We start from the raw sequence: 22,068 nt of genomic DNA, 5'->3' as shown, positions 1-22,068 counted from the left end.
ACGAGGCATAGCGAATAGTAAAATTGGGTTTGGCGATTTGATTTTACTACTTCGCTATTTTTTTAAGCTAAAAGTGTCAACACACCCTAGATAAAACAAAAAAATCAAAATTAAAGCCCGGCTTCATACTCTGTATTTGAAAGTAGTTTTTCGACATCGGCCATATTGTCCGGCTTGATTTTATAGATCCAGCCTTTGCCATATGGGTCATCATTAATGAAATCTGGATCATCTTCAAGATCAGGATTGATTTCAACCACTACACCAGACACTGGTGCATGAATATCGGAAGCTGTTTTTACTGATTCAACCACGCCAGCTTGTTCGCCCGCAGTAATATGTGAATCAAGATCTGGTGCTTCTACATAGACTAAATCGCCTAACGCATCCTGTGCATGGTCGGAAATACCGGTCACAACAAGATCACCCTCAATGCGCACCCATTCATGTGTACTTGCGTACTTTAATTCTGCAGGATGATTCATTGATAACTCCTTAAAAATCTTAAGATCATTTTTGACATGTTTTATACATTCTTTTTAAGCAAAACAAAAGGCTTATACTTCCTTATAAATAAGGATCTTTGCGCCAGTTGCTCGGGCTGCGACCACTCCAGCGTTTAAATGCCCTGCTAAAATTGGCGACATCACTATAACCCAGTTCATCGGCAATCTGTTCCAGAGTGAAATCTGTCCGGGATAATAACGAGGTGGCATGCCGGTAACGCACTTCATCGACCAGGGTAGAAAAGGAGGTGCCTTCGGCGGCGAGTTGACGTTTTAAGGTGCGGTCAGACATGTGCAAGCGATCCGCCACACTTTCAATACTGAGATAGTGTTGCTCAGCATGGGTCAATATATCCCGGACACGCATGGCAATCCGGTGCCGTTCACCCAAGGCAGAAAGTTCTGTTTCACACTGGTTAATTGCAATCTGGCTGGCAATTGGATCGGCATGTACCAGCTTGTTCATCAGATAGCTTTTATCAAAACTCAGAATTAAATGCGGCTGTTCAAAGCGGAACTGATGGGTAGGGAACTTCGCCATAAAGCGTTCGAAACCTTCAGGCTTCTTAAAATCGAAGTCGATTTCTCCCGTTGCATCGTTAATGCCTGTAATCGCTTTGGCCATACTGATCAGACCAATCATTAAAGCAATTGAAATTTCGGTGCGCAGAGGTTCAAGCTGAATATCGGTTCGCAACTGCACCGTGGCTTTGGCGTCAAAGGTTGAGAAAAATAATTGCAGGAAGGGTAAACGGAGTTGAATAAATCGGTTCGCCAGTACCAGCGCATCGGTAATATTATTCGCCGTCATAATGGCATAGCCAATAAAGCCATGAATCGAGATCCGCATCTGTGTGCCAAGATGATAACCTAAGGTCGGCTCTCCGGTCAGTTTCAGGGCATATTTGACCAGTTCATTGGCGACAGGAGTTGGAATACGAAAATCAGGATCTGCCAACTGTTCACTGGTCAGGCCAAAAGGTTGGAAAAGCGACTCATTGTTATAACCCCAGCGGGAAATGACATCGAGAAGCAAGAGACCGTAAACACCTGGAATTCCTTGGTCTTGGCGTGGAGCAATTGTTTTCATGCGCGATCCGTTGCACTCATTCAAATTTTTTTATTTATAAATAGATATTGGCATGAAGCCACCAAATTTTTCATTAAAATTGTTGGACAAAATTTTGGCGATTGTGATTCTGCCACTGGCAGATTAGCCTGAATTCAGCATTAAAATCAATTTAAACCACATAATTTTATTGATGAAATTAAAATTGTTTTATTGAATAAGTCGCATCCCAGCATCTGTTTGCTCAGGACAGGACGATTGGTCTAGTTTTATTAATCATTGAACAGGACTTCTTCAGAGAGCTTTCAGAACTAGAGAGAGATGTCATTTCATAAGATACCAGATAGATGGCAACTTGCTGTTCATCTGTAGAGAAAATTTTACAAAGAAAGATCTGGGCAAAGTTTTCCTTTTTCCAGACCTGTTCAATATTAAGGACGAGCAAATCATTAGAAGTTTTGAAATCTTCTAGAGATCATATTATTCATGATCTTTTGATGCTTTGACCTGTTGCTGAATCAGCATGCCACCAGTTTGACGCTGCCAAAGTTGGGCATAGATGCCATTTAATGCCACCAGTTCATCATGCGTGCCTTGCTCGGCGATTCGACCTTGATCCAGTACAATCAGACGATCCATCTGGGCAATGGTAGACAGGCGATGCGCAATTGCAATCACGGTTTTACCTTGCATCAAGTCGTCCAGACTGTTTTGAATTGCTGCTTCGACTTCAGAATCCAGCGCACTGGTCGCTTCATCCAGAATCAGAATTGGGGCATCTTTCAGGAACACACGAGCAATGGCAATCCGCTGACGCTGCCCCCCGGAAAGTTTCACGCCACGTTCACCCACATAAGCTTCATAGCCTTTTTTGCCACGCAAATCAGTCAAATTAGGAATAAACTCTTCCGCTTTGGCTTTACGCACAGCTTCAAACATTTCTTCATCAGTTGCATCCGGACGACCATATTTAATGTTTTCCGCGACAGTGCGATGCAGCAGTGAAGTATCTTGAGTCACTAATGCAATGTTCTTGCGCAAACTGTCTTGAGTGACATCATCAATATCCTGGCCATCAATCAAGATACGACCCTGGTTGATATGATAAAAGTGCAGCAACAGTTGAATCAGGGTAGATTTCCCTGCACCTGAACGGCCGACAATACCAATTTTTTCACCTGGGCGAATGGTCAGATTAAACTGATCAATCACGTTTTTATCATTATAGGCAAAGCTGACATTTTCGAATTTAATTTCACCGTGATTGAGCTGTAGCTCTTTGGCACCCGGTTTATCTTCAATGGCAATTTTGCGGCCTAAAGTTTTCATACCATCCTGAATGGTACCGACATTTTCAAACAGGGCTGAGGTCTGCCACATCATAAATTCGGCAATACTGTTCAGTTTCAGTACCATTGCCGTGGTTGCTGCAATAATGCCTAGCTCGGCCTGACCTTCCATCCACAACCAGATCGCGGTACCCAGTACGCCACCGTACAACACCACACTTAAGAGCAAGATGCTGATTTCGTATTGCGCACCCAGACGCATCTGTTTATATACCGTGACCATAAATTCCTGCATTGAGGTCTTGGCATACTGACTTTCACGGCCGGCATGAGCAAACAGCTTCACGGTCTGAATATTGGTATAGGCATCCGTAATACGCCCGGTCATGACGGCACGGGCATCCGCTTGAGCATTGGAAATTTTGCTCAAACGTGGAATGAAATAACACGCTGCACAGATAAACAAGGCTAGCCAGACCATCAATGGAATGATCAGCAAGGGTGAAATTGCACCCAAAACAATATTGATGGTGATGAAATAAATCAGCACATACGCCAGCATGTCACCCAGAATGACCCAGAATTCGCGTACTGCCAGAGCGGTTTGCATAACTTTGGCCGATAATCGTCCGGCAAAATCATTGTGGAAAAAATCCAGGCTTTGTTTCATGAGCAGATTATGAAAGCGCCAGCGTAAACGCATCGGGAAATTGCTATACAAAATCTGATGCTTAATTAGGGATTGGGCGCTAGCGAAAAAAATATTGGCCAGAAGAACAATACTCAGTAAGGTTAAATTGCTAGCATGCTGTTCCAGAAAAGTATCGGGCTGGCTTTTACTGAGCCAGTTCACCAGCTCACCAATTTTTGAATACAGAAAAGCTTCGAAGCTGGCAGCACCGGCAGTACACAGTACCAGAATCAGCAAATAACGGTGGACTCCATAGGCTGCCTGCCAGACAAATGGAAAAAACTTGGTCGGTAAAGGTTGGTTCAGATTTTTGGTGGGATAGGGGTCAACCAGTCTTTCAAGCCATCGAAACATTATCGTACTCTTATCATGCATTTTGCTTTTCGGGAATTATAAAGGATTCTGTTTTTTTAAGCCCGTAATTGGGTGAAATTGCCACAAAATGATTCACTCAATTAAAACTTGGATTATAAAAATTAAACTAAAGCCAGATTTATGCCAGTCAGGTTTTAAATAGATGAGGAAATAAAAAAGCCTGAAATGCAGCAGCACCTCAGGCTTGAGATTGGATGACTTATCTTTAAGTAATAATGGAAGACGGTTGAGTAAATGCTTCCTTTAAATCAAGACCTGAAGGCGCTTGATACACCTTTAAACCAAATTCCGGAATAATGGCCAACAGATGATCCATGATATCAGACTGGATATTTTCATACTCCACCCAGGCGGTGGTATTGGTAAAGGCATAAATCTCTAGCGGTAAACCTTCACTGGTCGGCTGTAGTTGACGAACCATCAGGGAATGATTTTTGCTAATACCGGAATGCTGTTGCAGATAAAACTCTACATAGGCACGAAAGGTTCCTAAATTGGTAAGACGGCGTTGGTTATATTGCGAATGATGGCTCAGTTGCAGGTTAAATTGTTCCAGTTCCTCTGATTTGGTATTCAGGTACTGATCCAGCAAAATAAAATTTTTCAGCTTGTTCTGTTCTTCAGCCGACATAAAATGTACGCTGCTTTGATCAATATGAATCGAGCGCTTGATCCGGCGCGCACCGGCTTCCTGCATGCCACGCCAGTTTTTAAAGGTATCCGTCACCAGTTTATTGGTCGGAATTGTGGTCACCGTTTTATCAAAGTTCTGTACCGTAATGGTATGCAATGACATATCAATGACATCGCCGTCCGCATTCAGCGAGGGCATTTCAATCCAGTCGCCAATACGCACCATGTCATAAGATGAAATCTGAACCGATGCCACCAGCGACAAAATGGTATTTTGAAAGACCAGCATCAACACCGCGGCCATGGCACCGAAGCCAGCCAGCAAGGTAAAGACATCCTTTTTCAGGAAAGTGCCGAGAATCATCAGGCCACAGACAATAAAAATAATCAGCTTGACCAGCTGCAAATAACCTTTAATCGGTTTGTTACGTGATTTGGGATTACGCTGATAGACCAGGTTAAAAATATTCAGTAATTCACCCAGGGCCAGGGCAATCGTCAGGAAGATAAAAGCCTGTGCACCCATTTGCACAAAGGATTCAATCTTGTCAGATAAATGCGGTACTGTGGTAATGCCGTTCATGATCACGACTGCCGGAACAATATTGGCAATCCGGCGAATCACGCTATGCTCAGCAAAAATCTGATTATTGGCAAAAGGCATTCTGGAAATCAGTTGACGTATTCCGCGTACCACAATCTGTTTAGCAAATAGATTGGCAAGAATCGCCAGTAAAATCACAATACTCAGTGAAGATAGCATTTCCAGCCATGGGTACTGATCTGCCCATTCTTGAATATTCCGAATAAAATTAAACTGTTCCAAACGATCTTTCTCTTTAATCAAAAAATTAGGTCAAGTTTATAGTTTTGGATCAGATTTTTTAATATTGGATAACTTTTTAAAACATATCTATTGGTGCAAATCATTCAATAAAAGTCCATACAAATAAAAAAACCGGCGAATTCGCCGGTTTCTAATCTTCGATATTTCAGTAATGATATCGCGACGCTTACCACATCAAATCATCAGGAATGACATAGGCTGCATATGGATCTTCTTCATCGGTAGTTTCTTCATTTTTCTCTGAATTATTCACAATGATAAAGCCCTGCATTTTCGCATTGATACGATCTGCCAGAGCTTTAGGCAAGAAAGCATAGCTGTCATTTTCACGTGCAATCACCAGACTGCCTGCCACCAGTGCATTATAGATCTGCTGGTTTAAATAGACCTTTTTGATTTTGCTGTCATCAATGAACTGATACACCGCATCGCCGTCAGTATCACGGATTTTGTGCTGATTAATCATTTGCATGATTGCGGCTTTCAGTTCTTTTTCCTGCAAAGCTGCTTTTTTCTCTAGCTCAATCGCCTGATCTTTGGCCATTTTTTGCTGTTTGTCTTGTTCAATCTTGGCCTTGATTTCTGCCTCAGTACCGTCACCGGTGCGTTTTTCATGCACAGCCTGTTTAGACAGTTTTTTGGCTTTTTTATTATCGATCAATCCTGCCTTTAACAATTGTGCTTGCAATGCATTTTTAACCATGAGAATGTCCAGATATTAGTCGTGTTGATGTCGATAACGTAAATAAATCACCCAATACGTGAGACTGAGAACCAGACTCAGCACTGCCGGGATCAGGAATGCATTTAATTTTAAATAAGGATATAGCCAGCTGGCAAGAATGCCACCGCTTAAAAAACCGAACAAAATAAGCAGATGCAGAACCACGCGTCGTGATTCTACCTCTAGACCGCGCAAACGGTAGCCCATTGCCAAGCCGAGGTCGGTCAGTACGCCAGATAAATGCGTAGTGCGAATGATGGCACCTTTATAATGGCTGACCATGGCATTTTGCACACCCATGGCAACACAGGCCCATAACAAGGCATAACGCGGGAAATAGGGCAATAATAACCAGCAGATCAAAATAAAAATAGCCACCAGGCTTAAAGGGTAACCATAAAGCTGCCCCAAGCGAAAGTGGCTATTTCCAAGAATCAGTCCGCTATAGGATGAACCAATGACATAGCAGAGTGTAACCAGAAAGAGATAAAGCATCTGTTCTGGTTGCCAGTTCAGCAGGGCCATGGCCAGCATACTGACATTACCGGTCATATGTGAAACAGACTGGTGCAGTACCGTCACCAGACCCAGGACGTTAATCATGCCGGCATTGACCGCAAGAAAAAATGCCCCTAATTGTATCCAGGTAGGTAAACGCTGTAATGGCATAACAACATCATTGGCTAAACATATTGATTAATCAATATAAAATCAATTTGATGCGCGGTCTACTGCTGTAGTAAATAAAACATCGGTCGATGAGTTTAGCGCAGTTTCAGTAGAGTCCTGCAATACGCTGATGACCATACCAATCGCAACGACTTGCATGGCGATATCCGAAGAAATACCAAACAGGCCACATGCAACTGGAATCAGTAACAATGAACCGCCTGCAACCCCTGAAGCGCCACATGCCGAAACGGTTGCCACCACAGAAAGAATGAGCATAGTGCTGAAATCGACGCTAATCCCCAAAGTATTTACAGCCGCCAATGACAATACAGTAATGGTCACAGAAGCACCTGCCATGTTGATCGTAGCACCCAAAGGAATTGCGATACTTGAAGTTGATTCCTTGACGCCCAGACGTTTTGCCAAGTCCAGATTGACTGGAATATTGGCTGCCGAACTACGGGTAAAGAAAGCGGTAATGCCACTTTCGCGCAAGCAAGTGAATACCAGTGGATACGGGTTGTTGCGTGTCATTAAGGCAACCAGAAGCGGATTAATTACCAGTGCAACGAAAACCATCGTTCCGAGCAACACAGCAAGTAAATGTACGTAACTGGTCAGCGTATCCAGACCAGATTCAGCAAAAGTCACTGCGACCAGACCAAAAATACCCAAAGGTGCAAAGCTGATCACTAAACGAATCACATAATTCACTGCAAAGGCTGCATCATTCAAAAGCGTTTTGGTGCTATCCGATGCATGACGGAAAGCGATGCCTAATGCCACTGACCAAGCCAGGATGCCAATAAAGTTTGCTTCAGCAATCGCAACAACCGGGTTGGCAACAAAGCTGAGCAGCAAATTCTTCAGGATTTCTACCAGACTGCCAGGCGGCTGCAAGTCAGCTTGTGCAGCAATATCCAGGAACAGCGTACTTGGAAATAAGATACTTGAAACCACAGCGCTCAGCGCAGCAAGGAACATACCAACCGCATACATCAGCATAATCGGTTTGATGGCAGCGTTGGATTGGCCCACCTTAAAATTCGCGATAGAAGCTAACACTAAAATGAAAACCAGAATCGGTGCAACAGACTTCAAGGCTTTAATAAACAGGTCGCCCAATAGGCTTAATGAGGGAGTAGCTTCGGGAAATACCACAGCCACACCCACACCTAAAATAATGGCGATGATGATTCGAGAGACTAAGCTCATGCGCATAAGGGCAGAAAACATAAGGTTGCCTTGTGAAAATTACGAGGGCTAAATTTGGGAAAAAGTTGCGCTATTTTATACTTAATTTAAACAAGGCTTAAAATATATTTTTATATAAAAACCAAGATATTGATATTGTTGATTTATTCTAAAACTAATTGCTCTAAAACAGCGCTTATATTGAAGAAAAACTTCCTAAAATGATGAATAAATCAGCGCTTTTAAAATTATATTCATGAAATAAATATCAAAGTTAAATAGATAAATTCAAATTATATTTGAAAATTCAGAAAAAACTACACTTATGACCAGCTGGAATCTCCGGCCATAAGTTCCAGTATCTGCTGTTTTAAATCGTATAATCTTTATGCTGCTCGAAGATCTCTGGCGCCAGGTCCTGAATCGCCTGAAAATGGGTCAGATAAATGCGCCCGCTCAAATGCGTCATCAATTTAGAAGCTTGCAGCTTGTCCATGACCGGACCTTTGACTTCGGCAAAATGCAGGCGAATATCCAGTTTGGCCAGTTCCGTATTTAAATCTTCCAGCATTTCCAAGGCACTCAGATCAATCGCACTGATGCTGGAACAGTTGATAATCACATGTTGTAGCTGGTCATTCAGGCTGATCTCATTGATTAGATAACCTTTAAAGCTATTGGCATTCAGAAACGTCAGATTCTCATCAATCCGCAGTGACAGCACCCGATCGGAGGTACTGACCTGATGACGCTGAATATTGCGAAAATGCTGGGTTCCTTCCACCAGACCGACAACCGCAATATGCGGCCGGCTGATTCGCCATAGCATCAGCACAAAGGTCGAAACGATCCCAATAATCAAACCAGTGGAAATATCAATCAGGACCACGCCGAGAAAAGTAATCCACATGGCAAGGCCATCTGCCTTGGAATAGCGCCAGGCATCAAAAAATGGCTGAAAATTAACCAGCTTCCAGATGGAAACAATAATCGTCGCGGCCAGAATGGTCAGCGGCAGATCTTCAAAAAATCCGGTAAAGAACAGGCTCACGAAAATAATCAGAATCGAGGATAAAACACCGGCCATAGGTGATTTAGCACCGGCATCGGCATTCACCACCGTCCGCGACAGGCTGCCCGTCACAGGAAAAGCTGAACTCACGCCTGCACTGATATTGGCCAGACCGAGCGCAATCAGTTCCTGATTACTGTTTAAATGACTGCGTTGCTGCAAGGCCGTCGCTTGAGCAATCGATAGTGACTCCACAAAACTGATCATGGCGATCATGCTGGCACCCGGTAATAAGGTCATCACCAGTTCCCAGTTCCAGTGAGGAAAGGACAAGGGCGGGAAACCGGATGGGATTGCACCGACGGTTTTAATGCCCTGAAGCTTTAAATCCAGAAAGACAATCGCCGCAATCCCGAGACACACCAGAATCAGGGGCACCGTACGGACTAAAAAATCTGTAGAGCCGATCCGGCTTTGTACTGCCTGAGATTTTAATAACTTCGGCAGATAGATCAACAAACCTATAGAGAGCAGGCCGAAAATCAGACTCGGCACGTGCAGCAGCGGGAAATATTGCAGCAGACTGCTGGCAAACTCCGGAATGTTATTGGCTTTTAAAGGAAGATCGACCAAAAACTTTAACTGCCCAAACGCAATCAATAAGGCAGAGGCAATAATAAAGCTTTGGATCACCGGATGACTGATTAACTGGATCAGAAAACCAAAACGGAATAATCCCAAAAGCAGGGAAATAATCCCGACCATCAGTGCCAATAAAGTCGCAGCTTCGATATAGACTGGTGAGCCGACTTCAAAAAGTGGATTGAGCGTGGCAAAAGTCATCATGGAAATGATGGCCACGGGGCCAATCGATAAAGTCGAACTCCCACCGAGCAGCGCATAAATGATCATCGGCAGGATGCTGGCGTATAAGCCCATGATCGGCGGCAATCCTGCCAGCATGGCATAGGCCATCCCTTGAGGCACCAGCATCGCCACCACAATCAGGGCAGCCAGCACATCAGACTTAAATTTGACCGGCGTGTAGTGGCTTAACCATGCCCAGGCAGGCAGTCTATGCAGAAGTTTAGACTTGGAATTTGGCATAAAAAGGTCTAAATCACAAATATAGATATATTATGTACAAATTCTGCTAAGAAGTCTTAGCTGATCTAGATTCTTGATGAATCATGTTTAAAATGAAACATCTGGGTCAGTCGTAGATCATTTAAAAAACTCTATGATCGTGATCTTAGTGGTGTAGAACGACCTCAATAAGAGTTTAAAGAAACTTATCTTGATGACTGAAAAAAGAAAGATTCTTTATTTAGCTGGATTGCCACAATACAATTGATAAAGGGTATTTAAGACCACAATCAAATTTTGATCTTTAATTGAATAATAAATCTGTTTGCCGTCGCGCCGGGTATCTACCACATCGCTTTTGCGCAACATCATGAGCTGTTGGGAAAGTGTCGGCTGTTTAATCTCAGTTATTTCCTCAATTTCTGAAACATTCAGTTCCGCTTGAGACAGATGACATAAAATAAGAAGACGGTCGGTATTGGCCAGAGATTTTAAAATGCCGACGACCTGTTCTGCTGAATCGCGCATAGTCGTGATTTCAAAATCGGTTTTCATTCAATATGTCCATTATAAAGTTACAGCCCGCTAATTATACGGGTCTTAGCCCGTAATACCTTGCTAAAAACAGTTAAGTTTTATGGTTTTTAATGAATTGAATTATCAATTAAAATTATATTTTAAATATTGATAGATAAGATAAATTTATTGCATAGTGTAGAAAGTATTTTAGTTCACATTCGTGCAATGAAGTGCAAGTTTCATCAAACATCTACAAAGCAAAAAAATGCTTGTATGATGTTTAAGCGACTTGAACCAATAACATTAGGGATATCATCATGAGTACAGATTCAGCTTTTCCAACACCGAATAATTTAGGTATAGCGGTTTATAGTAATAATGCAGACGCGATTGGAAATACACCGCTTGTTCGTATTAATCGTGTGATTTCCGATCCTGCCACTGTACTTGCGAAAATTGAAAGCCGTAATCCGGCATTTTCAGTCAAGTGTCGTATAGGTGCAGCGTTGATTAATGATGCTGAAAAATCTGGCAAGCTCAAACCCGGTATGCATATTGTCGAGCCAACCAGCGGTAATACCGGGATTGCATTGGCTTTTGTTGCGGCAGCCAAAGGTTATGATATTACTTTGACTATGCCTTCAAGTATGAGTATTGAACGCCGTAAGGTGGTGAAAGCATTGGGTGCCAATCTGGTACTGACTGATCCGGCCAAAGGCATGAAAGGCGCGATTGAAGAAGCACAACGTCTAGTCAATGAAAATCCTGAACTGTACTACCTGCCACAACAGTTTGAAAATCCGGCTAACCCGAAAATTCATGAAGAAACTACGGGCCCAGAAATCTGGGAAGCGACTGCGGGCAATGTCGATATTCTGGTCGCAGGTGTCGGAACGGGTGGAACCATTACCGGTATTTCACGCTACTTTGAAAAAGTGAAAAACAAGCCTTTATATTCTGTGGCGGTGGAACCTGCTGAGTCTGCAATTATTGGTCAAGCCAAACGCGGTGAAGACATTACACCTGGACCACACAAAATTCAGGGGATCGGTGCCAACTTCATTCCAGGCAATCTGGACCTAGACCTCGTTGATGAAGTGATTGCCATTCATAGTGCAGATGCAGTCGAGTGGGCACGTAAAACAGCAGCTCAGGAAGGTATCTTGGTCGGTATTTCAAGTGGCGCGGCTATGGCAGCAGCGGCACAATTGGCGGCTCGCCCTGAAAATGCCGGTAAAAATATTGTGGTGATTTTGCCAGATGGTGGTGAACGTTACCTGTCTTCGATCCTGTTTGAAGATATTTCTGCTGAATAACATTAATGCATTTTATATTTTAAACACTGTTAGACAAGCCCGAAGTCATCTTCGGGCTTTTTATTGGGTAGTTTTAAATCGCAGCAGGACGCTGCATTATTTTTAAAATAGTCAGATGAAGGACTTGACCTTACCATGATGGGAATGTTTAAGCTATAACATCAACAGTGAGTTGAGGCATGGAGATGGGCATGGTAGAACAAGACAGCAACCGCTTATATGAGCAGCAGGTGCAGATTGGCGGTATGACCTGTGCCTCCTGTGTCGCTCGGGTGGAAAAAGCCTTGAAAAAAATTGAAGGTGTGGTCGAGGCATCTGTCAACCTGTCGACTGAAAAAGCTTTTATTAAAAGCCAGCAGCCGATTGCTGCCGCTGCGCTGGTTCAAGCAATTGAAAAATCCGGTTTCGATGTACCGACGCAACAGTTTGATTTGAACATTGAAGGCATGACCTGTGCATCCTGTGTGGCTCGCGTAGAAAAAGCCCTAAAAAAAGTGGAAGGCGTGTTGGATGCACAAGTGAATCTGGCCACTGAAAAGGCGCATGTGAGTGCGATCAATTCTGTGCCATTGTCCAAGCTGACTCAAGCCGTGCAAAAAGCCGGTTTTGATATTCAGAGCGATCGCATTGAACTGGCTATTGAAGGCATGACTTGCGCTTCATGTGTGGCACGTGTGGAAAAAGCTTTATTAAAAGTAGAAGGTGTCAGCGAAGCACAGGTCAATCTGGCCACCGAAACTGCCTGGGTGAAAGCCTCGCATGCCCAGATTCCGGCCTTGATTGCTGCGGTGGAGAAAGCCGGTTATCAGGCCACCATAAAATCTGGTAGGGATATGTCGACAGATAGCCATGATGCTTTTCAGGAAAAGAAAGCCAATGAAACGGCACAACTGAAACGAGATTTATGGCTTGCAGTCATTCTGACAGCGCCTGTATTTATTCTGGAAATGGGCTCGCACTTGATTCCGGCATTTCATCATTTTATTGCCCATACGCTGGGAACCCAGAACAGCTGGTATCTGCAGTTTGTGCTGACCACTTTGGTGCTGATGATTCCGGGACGGCGTTTTTATCAGCATGGGATTCCGGCATTATTACGTCTGGCACCAGATATGAATTCTCTGGTCGCAGTCGGAACCATTGCAGCTTACGGATTTTCCTGTATTGCGACCTTTTTTCCACAGCTGTTACCGCAGTCCACCGTGCATGTGTACTTTGAAGCGGCCGCCGTTATTGTCGCGCTGATTTTACTGGGGCGTTATCTGGAAGCTAAAGCCAAAGGTAAAACCTCGGAAGCGATTCAGTATCTGGTCGGTTTGCAGCCGAAAACAGCCCGAGTGCAACAAAATAATCACTGGGTTGATCTGGCAATTGCCGATGTACAACAAGGCATGCTGATTGAAATCCGCCCGGGTGAAAAAGTCGCCGTCGATGGTGAAGTGGTTGCCGGGCAAAGTTATATCGATGAAGCGATGATTAGCGGTGAGCCTTTACCTGTGGCCAAACAGGCTGGTGATCAGGTTGTCGGCGGTACGGTAAACCAGAACGGAACATTGCAAATCAAGGCTACTGCGGTCGGCCAGGATTCGGTACTGGCGCAGATTATTCAGATGGTGGAACAGGCACAAGGTTCAAAATTACCGATTCAGGCCGTGGTTGATAAAGTGACTTTATGGTTTGTGCCGGCTGTTATGGCGCTAGCGGCCTTGACCTTTATGGTCTGGTTCCTGTTTGGGCCTGAGCCGAATCTGACCTACGCCTTGGTAAATGCAGTCGCCGTACTGATTATTGCCTGTCCATGTGCGATGGGACTGGCGACTCCTACCTCAATTATGGTCGGAACTGGACGTGCAGCAGAACTGGGCGTGCTATTCCGTAAGGGTGAAGCTTTACAGTTGCTGCAACAAACCAAAGTCGTCGCGCTGGATAAAACCGGAACCTTAACTGAGGGAAAACCGCTGCTGACCGACTTTGAAGTCACTGCAGATTTTAATCAGCAGACCGTATTACAGCTCGTCGCTTCAGTGGAGGCCAAGTCAGAACATCCGATTGCCCACGCCATTGTTCAGGCTGCTCGTGAGCAAGAACTGGAACTGAGTAAAGTGACCGATTTTGATTCGATCACTGGTGCAGGGGTAAAAGCACAGGTTGCTGGTCAGCAGCTGCATATCGGTGCAGAACGTCTGATGCAGGACTTGGGCTTAAATGTCGATCTGTTTAGAGCCACTGCACAAAAGCTCGGTGATCAGGGTCGTAGTCCTTTATATGTAGCGATTAATCAGAAACTGGCTGCGATTATTGCAGTAGCCGATCCGATTAAACCAACTACTTATAGCGCGATTCAGGCCTTGCATGACCAAGGTCTTAAAGTGGCGATGATTACTGGTGATCATCAGCATACCGCGCAGGCGATCGCCAAACAGTTGAAAATCGATCAGGTGATTGCGGAAGTTTTGCCGCATGAAAAAGTCGATGCAGTACGACAACTCCAGCAGCAATACGGCGTGCTCACTTTTGTTGGGGATGGAATCAATGATGCACCGGCATTGGCCCAGGCCGATGTCGGTATGGCGATTGGAACCGGTACCGATGTCGCGATTGAAGCAGCCGATGTGGTGTTGATGTCAGGCAATTTACAGCATGTGGCTACAGGCATTGGTTTAAGTCAGGCGACCATGCGCAATATTAAACAGAACCTGTTTTGGGCCTTTGTCTACAATATTGCCTTAATTCCGATTGCCGCGGGTGTGCTTTATCCATTTTGGGGTATATTGTTATCGCCAATGTTTGCCGCAGGTGCGATGGCGTTGTCCTCCGTGTTTGTCGTCAGCAATGCCTTGAGATTAAAAGCCTATCAACCGGTGCAGTTTAAGGAGTCAGTATGATGAATATTGGTCAGGCGGCAAAACGTTCTGGCATCTCTGCGAAAATGATTCGTTATTATGAAGACATTGGTTTGTTGCCGGCTCCGAAACGCAGTGATACAGGTTATCGGGTTTATAGTGATGCGGATATTAAAATCTTAAGTTTTATCCAGCATGCACGTGAACTCGGCTTTTCTTCAGAGCAGATGAAAGAATTACTTGGTCTGTGGCTGAACAGCTCACGCCAGAGCAGCGAGGTTAAACAGCTGGCACAAAAACATATCCAGTTTTTACAACAGAAAATTGCCGATATGCAGCATATGCTGATGATATTACAGCAATCAGTGGAACAATGTGCCGGCAATGAACAGTCTGACTGCCAGATTTTAAAACAGATTGAACAGGGTGTCGTCCCTGAGCAGCACTGACCTGATCTGCAGTTCAGCTCAGATTAAATATAGTCTGCCGAATCAGATAAACTTTAAACCGATCCTATGGAGCTAAACATGAAATTCCGTATTGAAAACATGACCTGTGGTGGCTGCGCGCGCAGTGTCACGGCTACGATTAAAGATCTGGATGAAAATGCCACTGTGAATATTGATGTGGCCACTAAACTGGTTGAAGTTGAATCGACAGCCAGTGAATCTGAGATTGTTGCAGCTTTAACCGAAGATGGTTTCCCGCCTGTGGCAGCCTGATCATTGTCGAGTTAGATTGCGAAAGTGATCTTATGCACTCATACAGCCAAATAAAAAATGCCTGATTGAATCAGGCATTTTTTATTCTAGTGATCATACCGATGAGATTTTATCTGGCGTCATGAGTGCCTGATTAATATAAAGTTTAATTAAACGTTCACGTGACCCAATTGCTTTTTGGTAATGGGTCGAATTTAATAACAGCGAAGCGCCATAGGTGACTGTCCAGATATAAGATAAATAATCGCGAATCGACATGGCACTTTCTAAAGCCACCAGATAATCATGGGTGATGTCTTTAATCCGGATAATCCGTTCTTCACGAATACGATAAAGCTCCTGAAATAACTCTTTCAGATTTTTTTCGTTATTGGTTAAACGCTCTTCAATGACATGCAACAGGATGGTTCGGTTTGAATTGAGCATGTGATAAAGCATATATTGTGAAACATAATTTTTAATATCGTTATTATGCTTTTTTGATATTTCTAGAATTCTTTTTTCATTCAGAATAATCAGTTCTAAATATAACTGGTTCTTGCTTTTAAAATGTTTGTAGATGGTTCCTTTTGCGATGTCCAGTTCACTGGCCAGCTCACTCAGGGTAATGTCCTGATTATTATCCAGTAGCAGGCTTTCCGCCATGCTGAGGATCTTCTCTTTACGAAGAAGGAAGTTCTGCTGTCTTACAGTCGTCATCTTCTTGGTCCATACTTTTCGAAAAAGAACCTTTCAAGAATATGCAATTTTGCACGCGATGGCTATAAAACTAAGGTCGTGATATTTATCTCATTTTGTATATTTATGCAGCAACTGCTGACAAATAAAAATAGCGATGCTGAGCAGCCAGAAATATTGTCAAGAAAACTGAACCCTAGAGATCAACTTTGCTAAATAAAATTCCATTTTCAGTATAATTATTTTATTGTTTCAGCGCACGAAGCTAGATTCTTTGACTGTTTTAAGCCCATAGTCATCAGGGTTTAGTACGGAAAGTAGATCAATATTAAGCTGGCAGATTCAGTCCCTCATACTGAACATGAAGACGTGATTTTCAAGGCAACTTTATGAATCTAGATATAGATTTAATATTGCAGGAATTGGCTATCACGATTTTAAAATGGCCTGTCTGGATTCTAATGAAAATTAGAAAATATTTGGCAACAGGATTGAGTATCACCCTTTAAGGAATTTTAAAATGCCGATTTATAATGCGCCGTTAAAAGACATGGAATTTATTTTAAATGATGTATTCCATGCTGAACAATTTTGGCAAGGTAATGAAAATCTTGCACATTTAGATATGGCGACGGCAAATGCGGTTCTGGAAGAGATGGCCAAATTTTCCAAAAATGTCATTCTTGACCTGAATCGTCCTGCTGATGAAGAAGGTGGTGCTCAGTTTAACAATGGTGTGGTGAAGACACCCAAAGGTTTTAAAGAAGCGTTCAGACAGTTTGCCGAAGGTGGCTGGGTAGGCTTGGGTGCGCCTGAAGAATGGGGCGGGCAAAACATGCCGAAGATGCTCACGGTTCTGGCGGATGAAATGATCTGGAGCACCAACCCATCTTTTATGCTTTATCCACTACTAACTGTGGGTGCAGGTATGGCGATCAATGACCGCGCCTCACAGGAACAGAAAGAAACCTATTTACCAAAATTCTATACGGGTGAATGGTCGGGCACCATGTGTCTGACTGAACCACATTCCGGCACGGATCTTGGCATTATCAAGACCAAAGCTGAACCGAATGAGGATGGTTCCTTCAACATTACTGGCACCAAAATTTTCATTACCAGCGGCGAGCATGATCTGAGTGAAAATATCATTCATCTGGTGCTGGCAAAAACTCCGAATGCACCAGCAGGTTCACGTGGTATTTCCCTGTTTATTGTGCCGAAATTCCTGGTCAATGCAGATGGATCACTGGGTGAGCGTAATGCAGTATCTGCCGGTTCGATCGAACATAAAATGGGAATTAAAGGCTCGGCGACCTGCGTCATGAACTTTGACGGCGCCAAGGGCTATATGGTTGGCAATGAAAATGAAGGTCTGGCCGGCATGTTCGTGATGATGAACTACGAACGTTTGTCTATGGGAATTCAGGGCATTGGTGCAGCAGAATTTGCCTACCAGAATGCGGCACAATATGCGACGGACCGTTTACAGGGCCGTGCATCAACTGGTGCAAAATCTCCAGAAAAACCAGCCGATTCAATTCTAGTCCATGGCGATGTACGCCGTATGCTGCTCAATGTACGTGCTAACAATGAAGCTTCACGTGCGTTTGCGGTGTATGTAGGTCAACAACTGGATATTACCAAATACTCAACCGACCCTGAAGCGGTGCGTAAAGCGACTGACCGTGTGGCGCTGTTAACGCCAATCGCCAAAGCTTATTTGACCGACAAGGCACTGGATTCTGCACTGGAAGCGCAAATGTGCTTCGGTGGTCATGGCTATATCCGTGAATGGGGCATGGAACAGTGTATTCGTGACCTGCGTATTTCACAGATTTATGAAGGCACCAATGGCGTGCAGGCGATTGACCTGATTGGGCGTAAAACCACCAAATGTAATGGGACTTATATCGCGGAATATATTGCTGAAATCCGTGAATTTGCCCAAAATTTAGATGATTCATTGACGATTAAAACGGCGACATTAGAAGCCTGCCAGCAACTTGAAGATATCACCAAATTCATCGTCGAGCAGTCTAAACTGAACCCTGATTTTGCCAACGCGATTGCTGTCGATTATTTACATGCGGTTGGGCTACTAAGTTTCGTGTATATGTATGCGCGGATTAGCAAAGCCGCTGCAGCCAAAGACGACAGCTACTTCCAGAACAAACTGGTACTGGCCAACTATTATGTGGCCAAAATACTTCCGGATTTGAGTGCACGAATCCAACGTATTCAAGCCGGTGCGGAACTGGTGATGCAGTTGCCTGAAGACTATTTTACCGCACAGGCTTAACCCGCAATGATTGCGAAGGACCAGCCCTACAGCGCTTTGGCTATGTAGGGTTGATAACAATGATGAAAAAGGATGAAACTAAAATGATCGTAATTGTAGATGCAGTACGTACCGCGATGGGCGGTTTTCAAGGTTCATTGTCAAGCTGTACCGCGCCGGATTTGGGTGCTGTGGCAATTAAAGAAGTGGTGGCACGTGCAGGATTGGCGGCCAATGATATTGATGAAGTGATCATGGGCTGCGTACTGCCAGCCGGTTTAAAACAGGGTCCGGCACGTCAGGCCATGCGTCAGGCAGGTCTACCGGATTCAACTGGTGCGACCACCATCAATAAAATTTGTGGTTCAGGCATGAAAGCCGTGATGCAGGCAGCAGATGCGATCAAGGCCGGTTCAGCAGAGATTGTGGTTGCAGGCGGGATGGAGTCGATGTCGAACGCACCATATTTGATGGACAAGGCACGTGCCGGATTCCGTATGGGGCATGGAAAGGTCATTGATCATATGTTCCAGGAAGGTCTGGAAGATGCGGAAACAGGCCTGTCGATGGGAATTCTTGCTCAGGAAATGGCGGATAAAAAAGGTTATACCCGTGAGCAGCAGGATGACTATGCGATTGGTTCCTTAAATAAAGCCGTGACGGCGGTGCAGCAAGGTTTCTTTAAAGATGAAATCGTACCGGTCACTGTCAGTAGCCGTAAAGGCGATGTGGTGGTGGAACAGGATGAACAGCCTTTAAATGCCAAGGCTGACAAAATTCCAACTCTGCGTCCAGCGTTCAAAAAAGACGGAACCATTACTGCGGCAAATGCCAGTTCAATTTCAGATGGTGCTTCAGCACTGGTGATCACCTCGAGCGAAATTGCTGCACAGCGTAACTTAAAACCGCTAGCTCATATTCTGGCCTATGCCAGCCATTCGCAGCATCCATCAGAATTTACCATTGCACCGGTTGGTGCGATTGAAAAAGTCCTGAAAAAAACCGGTTGGGATGCTCAGGATGTTGACCTTTGGGAAATCAACGAAGCGTTCGCCATGGTGACCATGTTAGCCATTGATGGCTTTAAACTTGATCCAGCAAAAGTGAACATTAATGGCGGTGCCTGTGCACTTGGTCATCCATTGGGTTCTTCTGGTTCCCGTATTATCGTGACCTTGATTCATGCCTTAAAACGTACTGGCGGCAAGAAAGGGATTGCATCCTTATGTATCGGTGGTGGTGAAGCGACTGCGATTGCTGTGGAACTAATTTAAGCCCATCTTAAATCGTATATTCAGGTAGCAAACTAAATACTGATTCATTCAAAAGTTGCTGCTCTTGGTTCGCCAGGAGCAGGGATTTTTTAAATCATATTAATTTTTAAAATACACAATAAAATCCATATTTTCAGACTTTGCTGATCCCATTCCATCAATAGTTTTACTATAAAAATTACTTTTTAAATTATTTAAAAACTTTTTCCAGCACATGCCGGTGAATAAATCGTAACTTGTCTTTAACCGCTTCGCTCAGCTTGAACGGGTAGGCATCTTCCAGGCCCATACAACGGTTTAAGGCATTTAGATTAAAGGTCAAGGTAACCCAGTTTTCCAGAATATGTTCAAAATCCTGTCCACCAATCGGGCATTCTTTAAAATCCATGCTGGCCAGATAGCTGCCATTTCCTTCAACACGCATACCACCATAGTAGGCAGTTTCCAGTGTTTCCATCATATGCAGATAGTGCGCCCAGGTTTCTGCCCAGTCTTCCCAGGGATGGGCGGTAGCATAAGCACTGATGTACTTTTCCTGCCAGTTGATTGGCGCGCCTTCATTATAATGGCGTTCAAGTGCCTTGCCATAATCCTGCCGCTCATCGCCAAAATACTGACGGAATTCATCTAGCAATTCCGGATGCATATGTTGCATGAGCGCAAAATAATAATGGCCACTTTCATGACGAAAATGACCCAATAAAGTCCGGTAGTTTTCACCCATATTTACACGTGTAGTTTCACGATAAACAACATCAGCTTCAATTGCATTTAGGGTAATGACACCATTAGCATGACCAATTAAAACAGGCTTATCTTCTTGAGGCAGGAGAAAATCAAATCGCAGACCAAATGGATCATCTTCAGACTTTTTAGGGCGTGGCATCATGTTCATGCGCTGGGCCAAATACAGGAAACGGCGTTTGGCTTCTTCCAGTCGAAACCAGTAAATCAGGTTCTCGGAATTTTCCAGATCAGGAATGACATGGGTAAGCTGACAGGATTCACAAAATTCCTCATCTTCATCGCTGGGAATCATCCAGTTGCATACCTGATAATTTACATAATTGTGACAGGGTTTATAACTGGCATGCTGGTAGTTTTTGGCGATTGGAACCCATCGCTCAGCACTCTGTTTTTCGAATGCGCATAGCTCTTTTTCCGAAGCGATATAACCGATCGGTGACAGACAGTGATCACAAACTGATTTGTAAAAAAACAGCTGTTGCTTGCAGACGGCACATTCAAAATGTTTCATTAAACTCCCTGTAGGGAAACGAACGACCTAAAATGTTTATCGATGATGAACACGAAAAAAGGTTCAGAATGCCTACCTAAATTTCTTCCTGATAAAGAAACATCATAAAAATTTCATTGAAAATTCTATATGGATGAATTGTAAAAAAGGTGTGAATGAATATCCCATCAAAGATAGTTTAATGATTATTGATATTGCTTTAGTTTTTGATTTATAAGAAAATTACCATTATTTAATTATAAAAATTGGTTTAGTATGGCTTTTTCATTTCTTAGTAATTCATTTAGCAATGTTATCATTCAATTAAAAAAATATATTTCTGAAATTAAAGAAAGGACAGATATTGATGAGTGGGAAAAGGAGTTACTAAAAAATTTAGATCCTATAGATCTTTATGATAATGAAAGGCTAAATGAGTTTGAAGAACACTGTATAGAGATCAAAAAAAGAAATGATTTAAGTTTAAAGTTGGTATTTGATAATGTGTATGGGGAATTAGGGCATCATTTTGAATATTCGGATCGAATAAAGCTAGAGTATATAAATTTATTAATCTATGCATATTATAAAGAAGTAATGTTTAGGAAAGATTATAGATACTCTTTTCAAAAATCCTTTTTTGATTTTATTGAAAATAATGCAAATAAATTCAGTCCTGAAGTAAATTATATTTTTTCTTTTATAGATAAATTGCCATTTAAACTGTTAAGTAAAGTTTATTCTAATCCAAATTTTCAAAAAATAATTGAAACTTTAACACCTGATCATTTTTCAAAATATATTGAATATTTAGAGTCTAATCACAGAAATATAGAAAAAATTGATGCTTGGACTAGTACATTTGAATCTAAAAAAAGTGAAGTATCAGAATTAGAAAAGCGTCTTGAAAAAAATAAACAAACTTATGATTTCGTTTTGCTCAATAAAGGTTTTAAAGAGCTTTATGATCAGAAAAAAATAGAGTTAGATAATGCAAAAGGTACTTATATGTATTAGTTCAGACTTGATCGTACATTCTTCTTGAAAAAGAGAAAGTTACCCGTTTTGATAAAGGTGTCGAAATCTTAATCAAACAAAGG

Annotated in this window: 18 protein-coding genes; 7 read left to right on the top strand and 11 right to left on the bottom strand. The window is 43.1% G+C overall.

Features of this window, described 5'->3' with window-relative positions:
- Positions 1 to 110: 110 nt before the first annotated feature.
- From gcvH to NI455_RS13930, 9 genes are all read right to left on the bottom strand, one after another.
- Positions 111 to 485 (bottom strand): glycine cleavage system protein GcvH, encoded by a 375-nt coding sequence (gene gcvH / locus NI455_RS13970; RefSeq protein ID WP_004280423.1) that lies wholly within the window; start codon positions 483 to 485, stop codon positions 111 to 113.
- An 82-nt stretch (positions 486 to 567) separates the two neighbouring features.
- Positions 568 to 1,596 (bottom strand): AraC family transcriptional regulator, encoded by a 1,029-nt coding sequence (locus NI455_RS13965; RefSeq protein ID WP_253114706.1) that lies wholly within the window; start codon positions 1,594 to 1,596, stop codon positions 568 to 570.
- 459 nt (positions 1,597 to 2,055) lie between these two features.
- The gene (locus NI455_RS13960; RefSeq protein WP_253114703.1) at positions 2,056 to 3,909 is read right to left on the bottom strand and encodes an ABC transporter ATP-binding protein; all 1,854 of its coding nucleotides are present in this window, start codon (positions 3,907 to 3,909) and stop codon (positions 2,056 to 2,058) included.
- Between the two features lie 226 nt (positions 3,910 to 4,135).
- Complete coding sequence (locus NI455_RS13955) at positions 4,136 to 5,389, bottom strand: mechanosensitive ion channel family protein (RefSeq protein WP_004280418.1); 1,254 nt, start codon at positions 5,387 to 5,389, stop codon at positions 4,136 to 4,138.
- Positions 5,390 to 5,576: 187 nt separating this feature from the next.
- A complete protein-coding gene (locus tag NI455_RS13950) occupies positions 5,577 to 6,113 on the bottom strand; it encodes a DUF2058 domain-containing protein (protein WP_253114700.1) in 537 nt (178 codons plus the stop codon).
- Positions 6,114 to 6,128: 15 nt separating this feature from the next.
- Positions 6,129 to 6,803 (bottom strand): YoaK family protein, encoded by a 675-nt coding sequence (locus tag NI455_RS13945; RefSeq protein ID WP_004280415.1) that lies wholly within the window; start codon positions 6,801 to 6,803, stop codon positions 6,129 to 6,131.
- A 42-nt stretch (positions 6,804 to 6,845) separates the two neighbouring features.
- The gene (gene sstT, locus NI455_RS13940) at positions 6,846 to 8,042 is read right to left on the bottom strand and encodes a serine/threonine transporter SstT (protein WP_224216630.1); all 1,197 of its coding nucleotides are present in this window, start codon (positions 8,040 to 8,042) and stop codon (positions 6,846 to 6,848) included.
- 328 nt (positions 8,043 to 8,370) lie between these two features.
- Complete coding sequence (locus NI455_RS13935) at positions 8,371 to 10,119, bottom strand: SulP family inorganic anion transporter (RefSeq protein ID WP_253114697.1); 1,749 nt, start codon at positions 10,117 to 10,119, stop codon at positions 8,371 to 8,373.
- Between the two features lie 216 nt (positions 10,120 to 10,335).
- Complete coding sequence (locus tag NI455_RS13930; protein ID WP_004280410.1) at positions 10,336 to 10,653, bottom strand: ArsR/SmtB family transcription factor; 318 nt, start codon at positions 10,651 to 10,653, stop codon at positions 10,336 to 10,338.
- Between the two features lie 281 nt (positions 10,654 to 10,934).
- On the opposite strand from NI455_RS13930, the gene cysK reads away from it, so the two are divergent.
- From cysK to NI455_RS13910, 4 genes are all read left to right on the top strand, one after another.
- Positions 10,935 to 11,933 carry a cysteine synthase A gene (gene cysK, locus NI455_RS13925; protein ID WP_253114694.1) on the top strand — a complete coding sequence of 333 codons (999 nt, stop codon included), beginning with the start codon at positions 10,935 to 10,937 and terminating at the stop codon, positions 11,931 to 11,933.
- 185 nt (positions 11,934 to 12,118) lie between these two features.
- Positions 12,119 to 14,818 (top strand): heavy metal translocating P-type ATPase, encoded by a 2,700-nt coding sequence (locus NI455_RS13920; protein WP_253114709.1) that lies wholly within the window; start codon positions 12,119 to 12,121, stop codon positions 14,816 to 14,818.
- Positions 14,815 to 15,225, top strand: a complete 411-nt coding sequence (cueR, locus tag NI455_RS13915; RefSeq protein WP_005266316.1) for a Cu(I)-responsive transcriptional regulator — start codon at positions 14,815 to 14,817, stop codon at positions 15,223 to 15,225. The genes NI455_RS13920 and cueR overlap by 4 nt, the downstream gene beginning before the upstream one ends.
- Before the next feature lie 78 nt (positions 15,226 to 15,303).
- Entirely contained in the window at positions 15,304 to 15,498 is a 195-nt protein-coding gene (locus NI455_RS13910) for a heavy-metal-associated domain-containing protein (protein ID WP_004731127.1), read from the top strand.
- 93 nt (positions 15,499 to 15,591) lie between these two features.
- Here NI455_RS13910 and NI455_RS13905 read toward each other — a convergent pair whose 3' ends face one another.
- Positions 15,592 to 16,197 carry a TetR/AcrR family transcriptional regulator gene (locus tag NI455_RS13905; protein ID WP_195726010.1) on the bottom strand — a complete coding sequence of 202 codons (606 nt, stop codon included), beginning with the start codon at positions 16,195 to 16,197 and terminating at the stop codon, positions 15,592 to 15,594.
- Positions 16,198 to 16,696: 499 nt separating this feature from the next.
- Between NI455_RS13905 and NI455_RS13900 the strand changes: the two genes are divergently transcribed.
- Entirely contained in the window at positions 16,697 to 18,478 is a 1,782-nt protein-coding gene (locus tag NI455_RS13900) for an acyl-CoA dehydrogenase C-terminal domain-containing protein (RefSeq protein WP_253114691.1), read from the top strand.
- Positions 18,479 to 18,561: 83 nt separating this feature from the next.
- Entirely contained in the window at positions 18,562 to 19,731 is a 1,170-nt protein-coding gene (locus NI455_RS13895; RefSeq protein WP_253114688.1) for a thiolase family protein, read from the top strand.
- Positions 19,732 to 19,921: 190 nt separating this feature from the next.
- Here NI455_RS13895 and NI455_RS13890 read toward each other — a convergent pair whose 3' ends face one another.
- Positions 19,922 to 20,989: a zinc-binding metallopeptidase family protein gene (locus NI455_RS13890; RefSeq protein WP_004647052.1), complete on the bottom strand. Its 1,068-nt coding sequence runs from the start codon at positions 20,987 to 20,989 to the stop codon at positions 19,922 to 19,924.
- A gap of 255 nt (positions 20,990 to 21,244) precedes the next feature.
- Here NI455_RS13890 and NI455_RS13885 point away from each other — a divergent pair, with 255 nt between their 5' ends.
- Positions 21,245 to 21,985, top strand: coding sequence for a hypothetical protein (locus NI455_RS13885; protein ID WP_253114685.1), 741 nt, complete (start codon positions 21,245 to 21,247; stop codon positions 21,983 to 21,985).
- Positions 21,986 to 22,068: the final 83 nt, after the last annotated feature.

Origin of the sequence: Acinetobacter lwoffii, from assembly GCF_024129435.1 — a bacterium.
GTDB lineage: Bacteria > Pseudomonadota > Gammaproteobacteria > Pseudomonadales > Moraxellaceae > Acinetobacter > Acinetobacter lwoffii_F.
Note: the sequence above shows the minus strand (reverse complement) of the source record. Positions and strands in the feature narration are given on the sequence as shown.

Excerpts from the sequence above, each read along its gene's own strand:
- cueR (WP_005266316.1), top strand. The coding sequence starts at position 14,815 with ATGATGAATATTGGTCAGGCGGCAAAACGTTCTGGCATCTCTGCGAAA.
- NI455_RS13905 (WP_195726010.1), bottom strand. The coding sequence starts at position 16,197 with ATGACGACTGTAAGACAGCAGAACTTCCTTCTTCGTAAAGAGAAGATC.
- NI455_RS13885 (WP_253114685.1), top strand. The coding sequence starts at position 21,245 with ATGGCTTTTTCATTTCTTAGTAATTCATTTAGCAATGTTATCATTCAA.
- gcvH (WP_004280423.1), bottom strand. The coding sequence starts at position 485 with ATGAATCATCCTGCAGAATTAAAGTACGCAAGTACACATGAATGGGTG.
- NI455_RS13890 (WP_004647052.1), bottom strand. The coding sequence starts at position 20,989 with ATGAAACATTTTGAATGTGCCGTCTGCAAGCAACAGCTGTTTTTTTAC.
- NI455_RS13935 (WP_253114697.1), bottom strand. The coding sequence starts at position 10,119 with ATGCCAAATTCCAAGTCTAAACTTCTGCATAGACTGCCTGCCTGGGCA.
- NI455_RS13960 (WP_253114703.1), bottom strand. The coding sequence starts at position 3,909 with ATGTTTCGATGGCTTGAAAGACTGGTTGACCCCTATCCCACCAAAAAT.
- cysK (WP_253114694.1), top strand. The coding sequence starts at position 10,935 with ATGAGTACAGATTCAGCTTTTCCAACACCGAATAATTTAGGTATAGCG.
- NI455_RS13950 (WP_253114700.1), bottom strand. The coding sequence starts at position 6,113 with ATGGTTAAAAATGCATTGCAAGCACAATTGTTAAAGGCAGGATTGATC.
- NI455_RS13900 (WP_253114691.1), top strand. The coding sequence starts at position 16,697 with ATGCCGATTTATAATGCGCCGTTAAAAGACATGGAATTTATTTTAAAT.
- NI455_RS13920 (WP_253114709.1), top strand. The coding sequence starts at position 12,119 with ATGGGCATGGTAGAACAAGACAGCAACCGCTTATATGAGCAGCAGGTG.
- sstT (WP_224216630.1), bottom strand. The coding sequence starts at position 8,042 with ATGTTTTCTGCCCTTATGCGCATGAGCTTAGTCTCTCGAATCATCATC.
- NI455_RS13945 (WP_004280415.1), bottom strand. The coding sequence starts at position 6,803 with ATGCCATTACAGCGTTTACCTACCTGGATACAATTAGGGGCATTTTTT.
- NI455_RS13930 (WP_004280410.1), bottom strand. The coding sequence starts at position 10,653 with ATGAAAACCGATTTTGAAATCACGACTATGCGCGATTCAGCAGAACAG.
- NI455_RS13965 (WP_253114706.1), bottom strand. The coding sequence starts at position 1,596 with ATGAAAACAATTGCTCCACGCCAAGACCAAGGAATTCCAGGTGTTTAC.
- NI455_RS13910 (WP_004731127.1), top strand. The coding sequence starts at position 15,304 with ATGAAATTCCGTATTGAAAACATGACCTGTGGTGGCTGCGCGCGCAGT.
- NI455_RS13895 (WP_253114688.1), top strand. The coding sequence starts at position 18,562 with ATGATCGTAATTGTAGATGCAGTACGTACCGCGATGGGCGGTTTTCAA.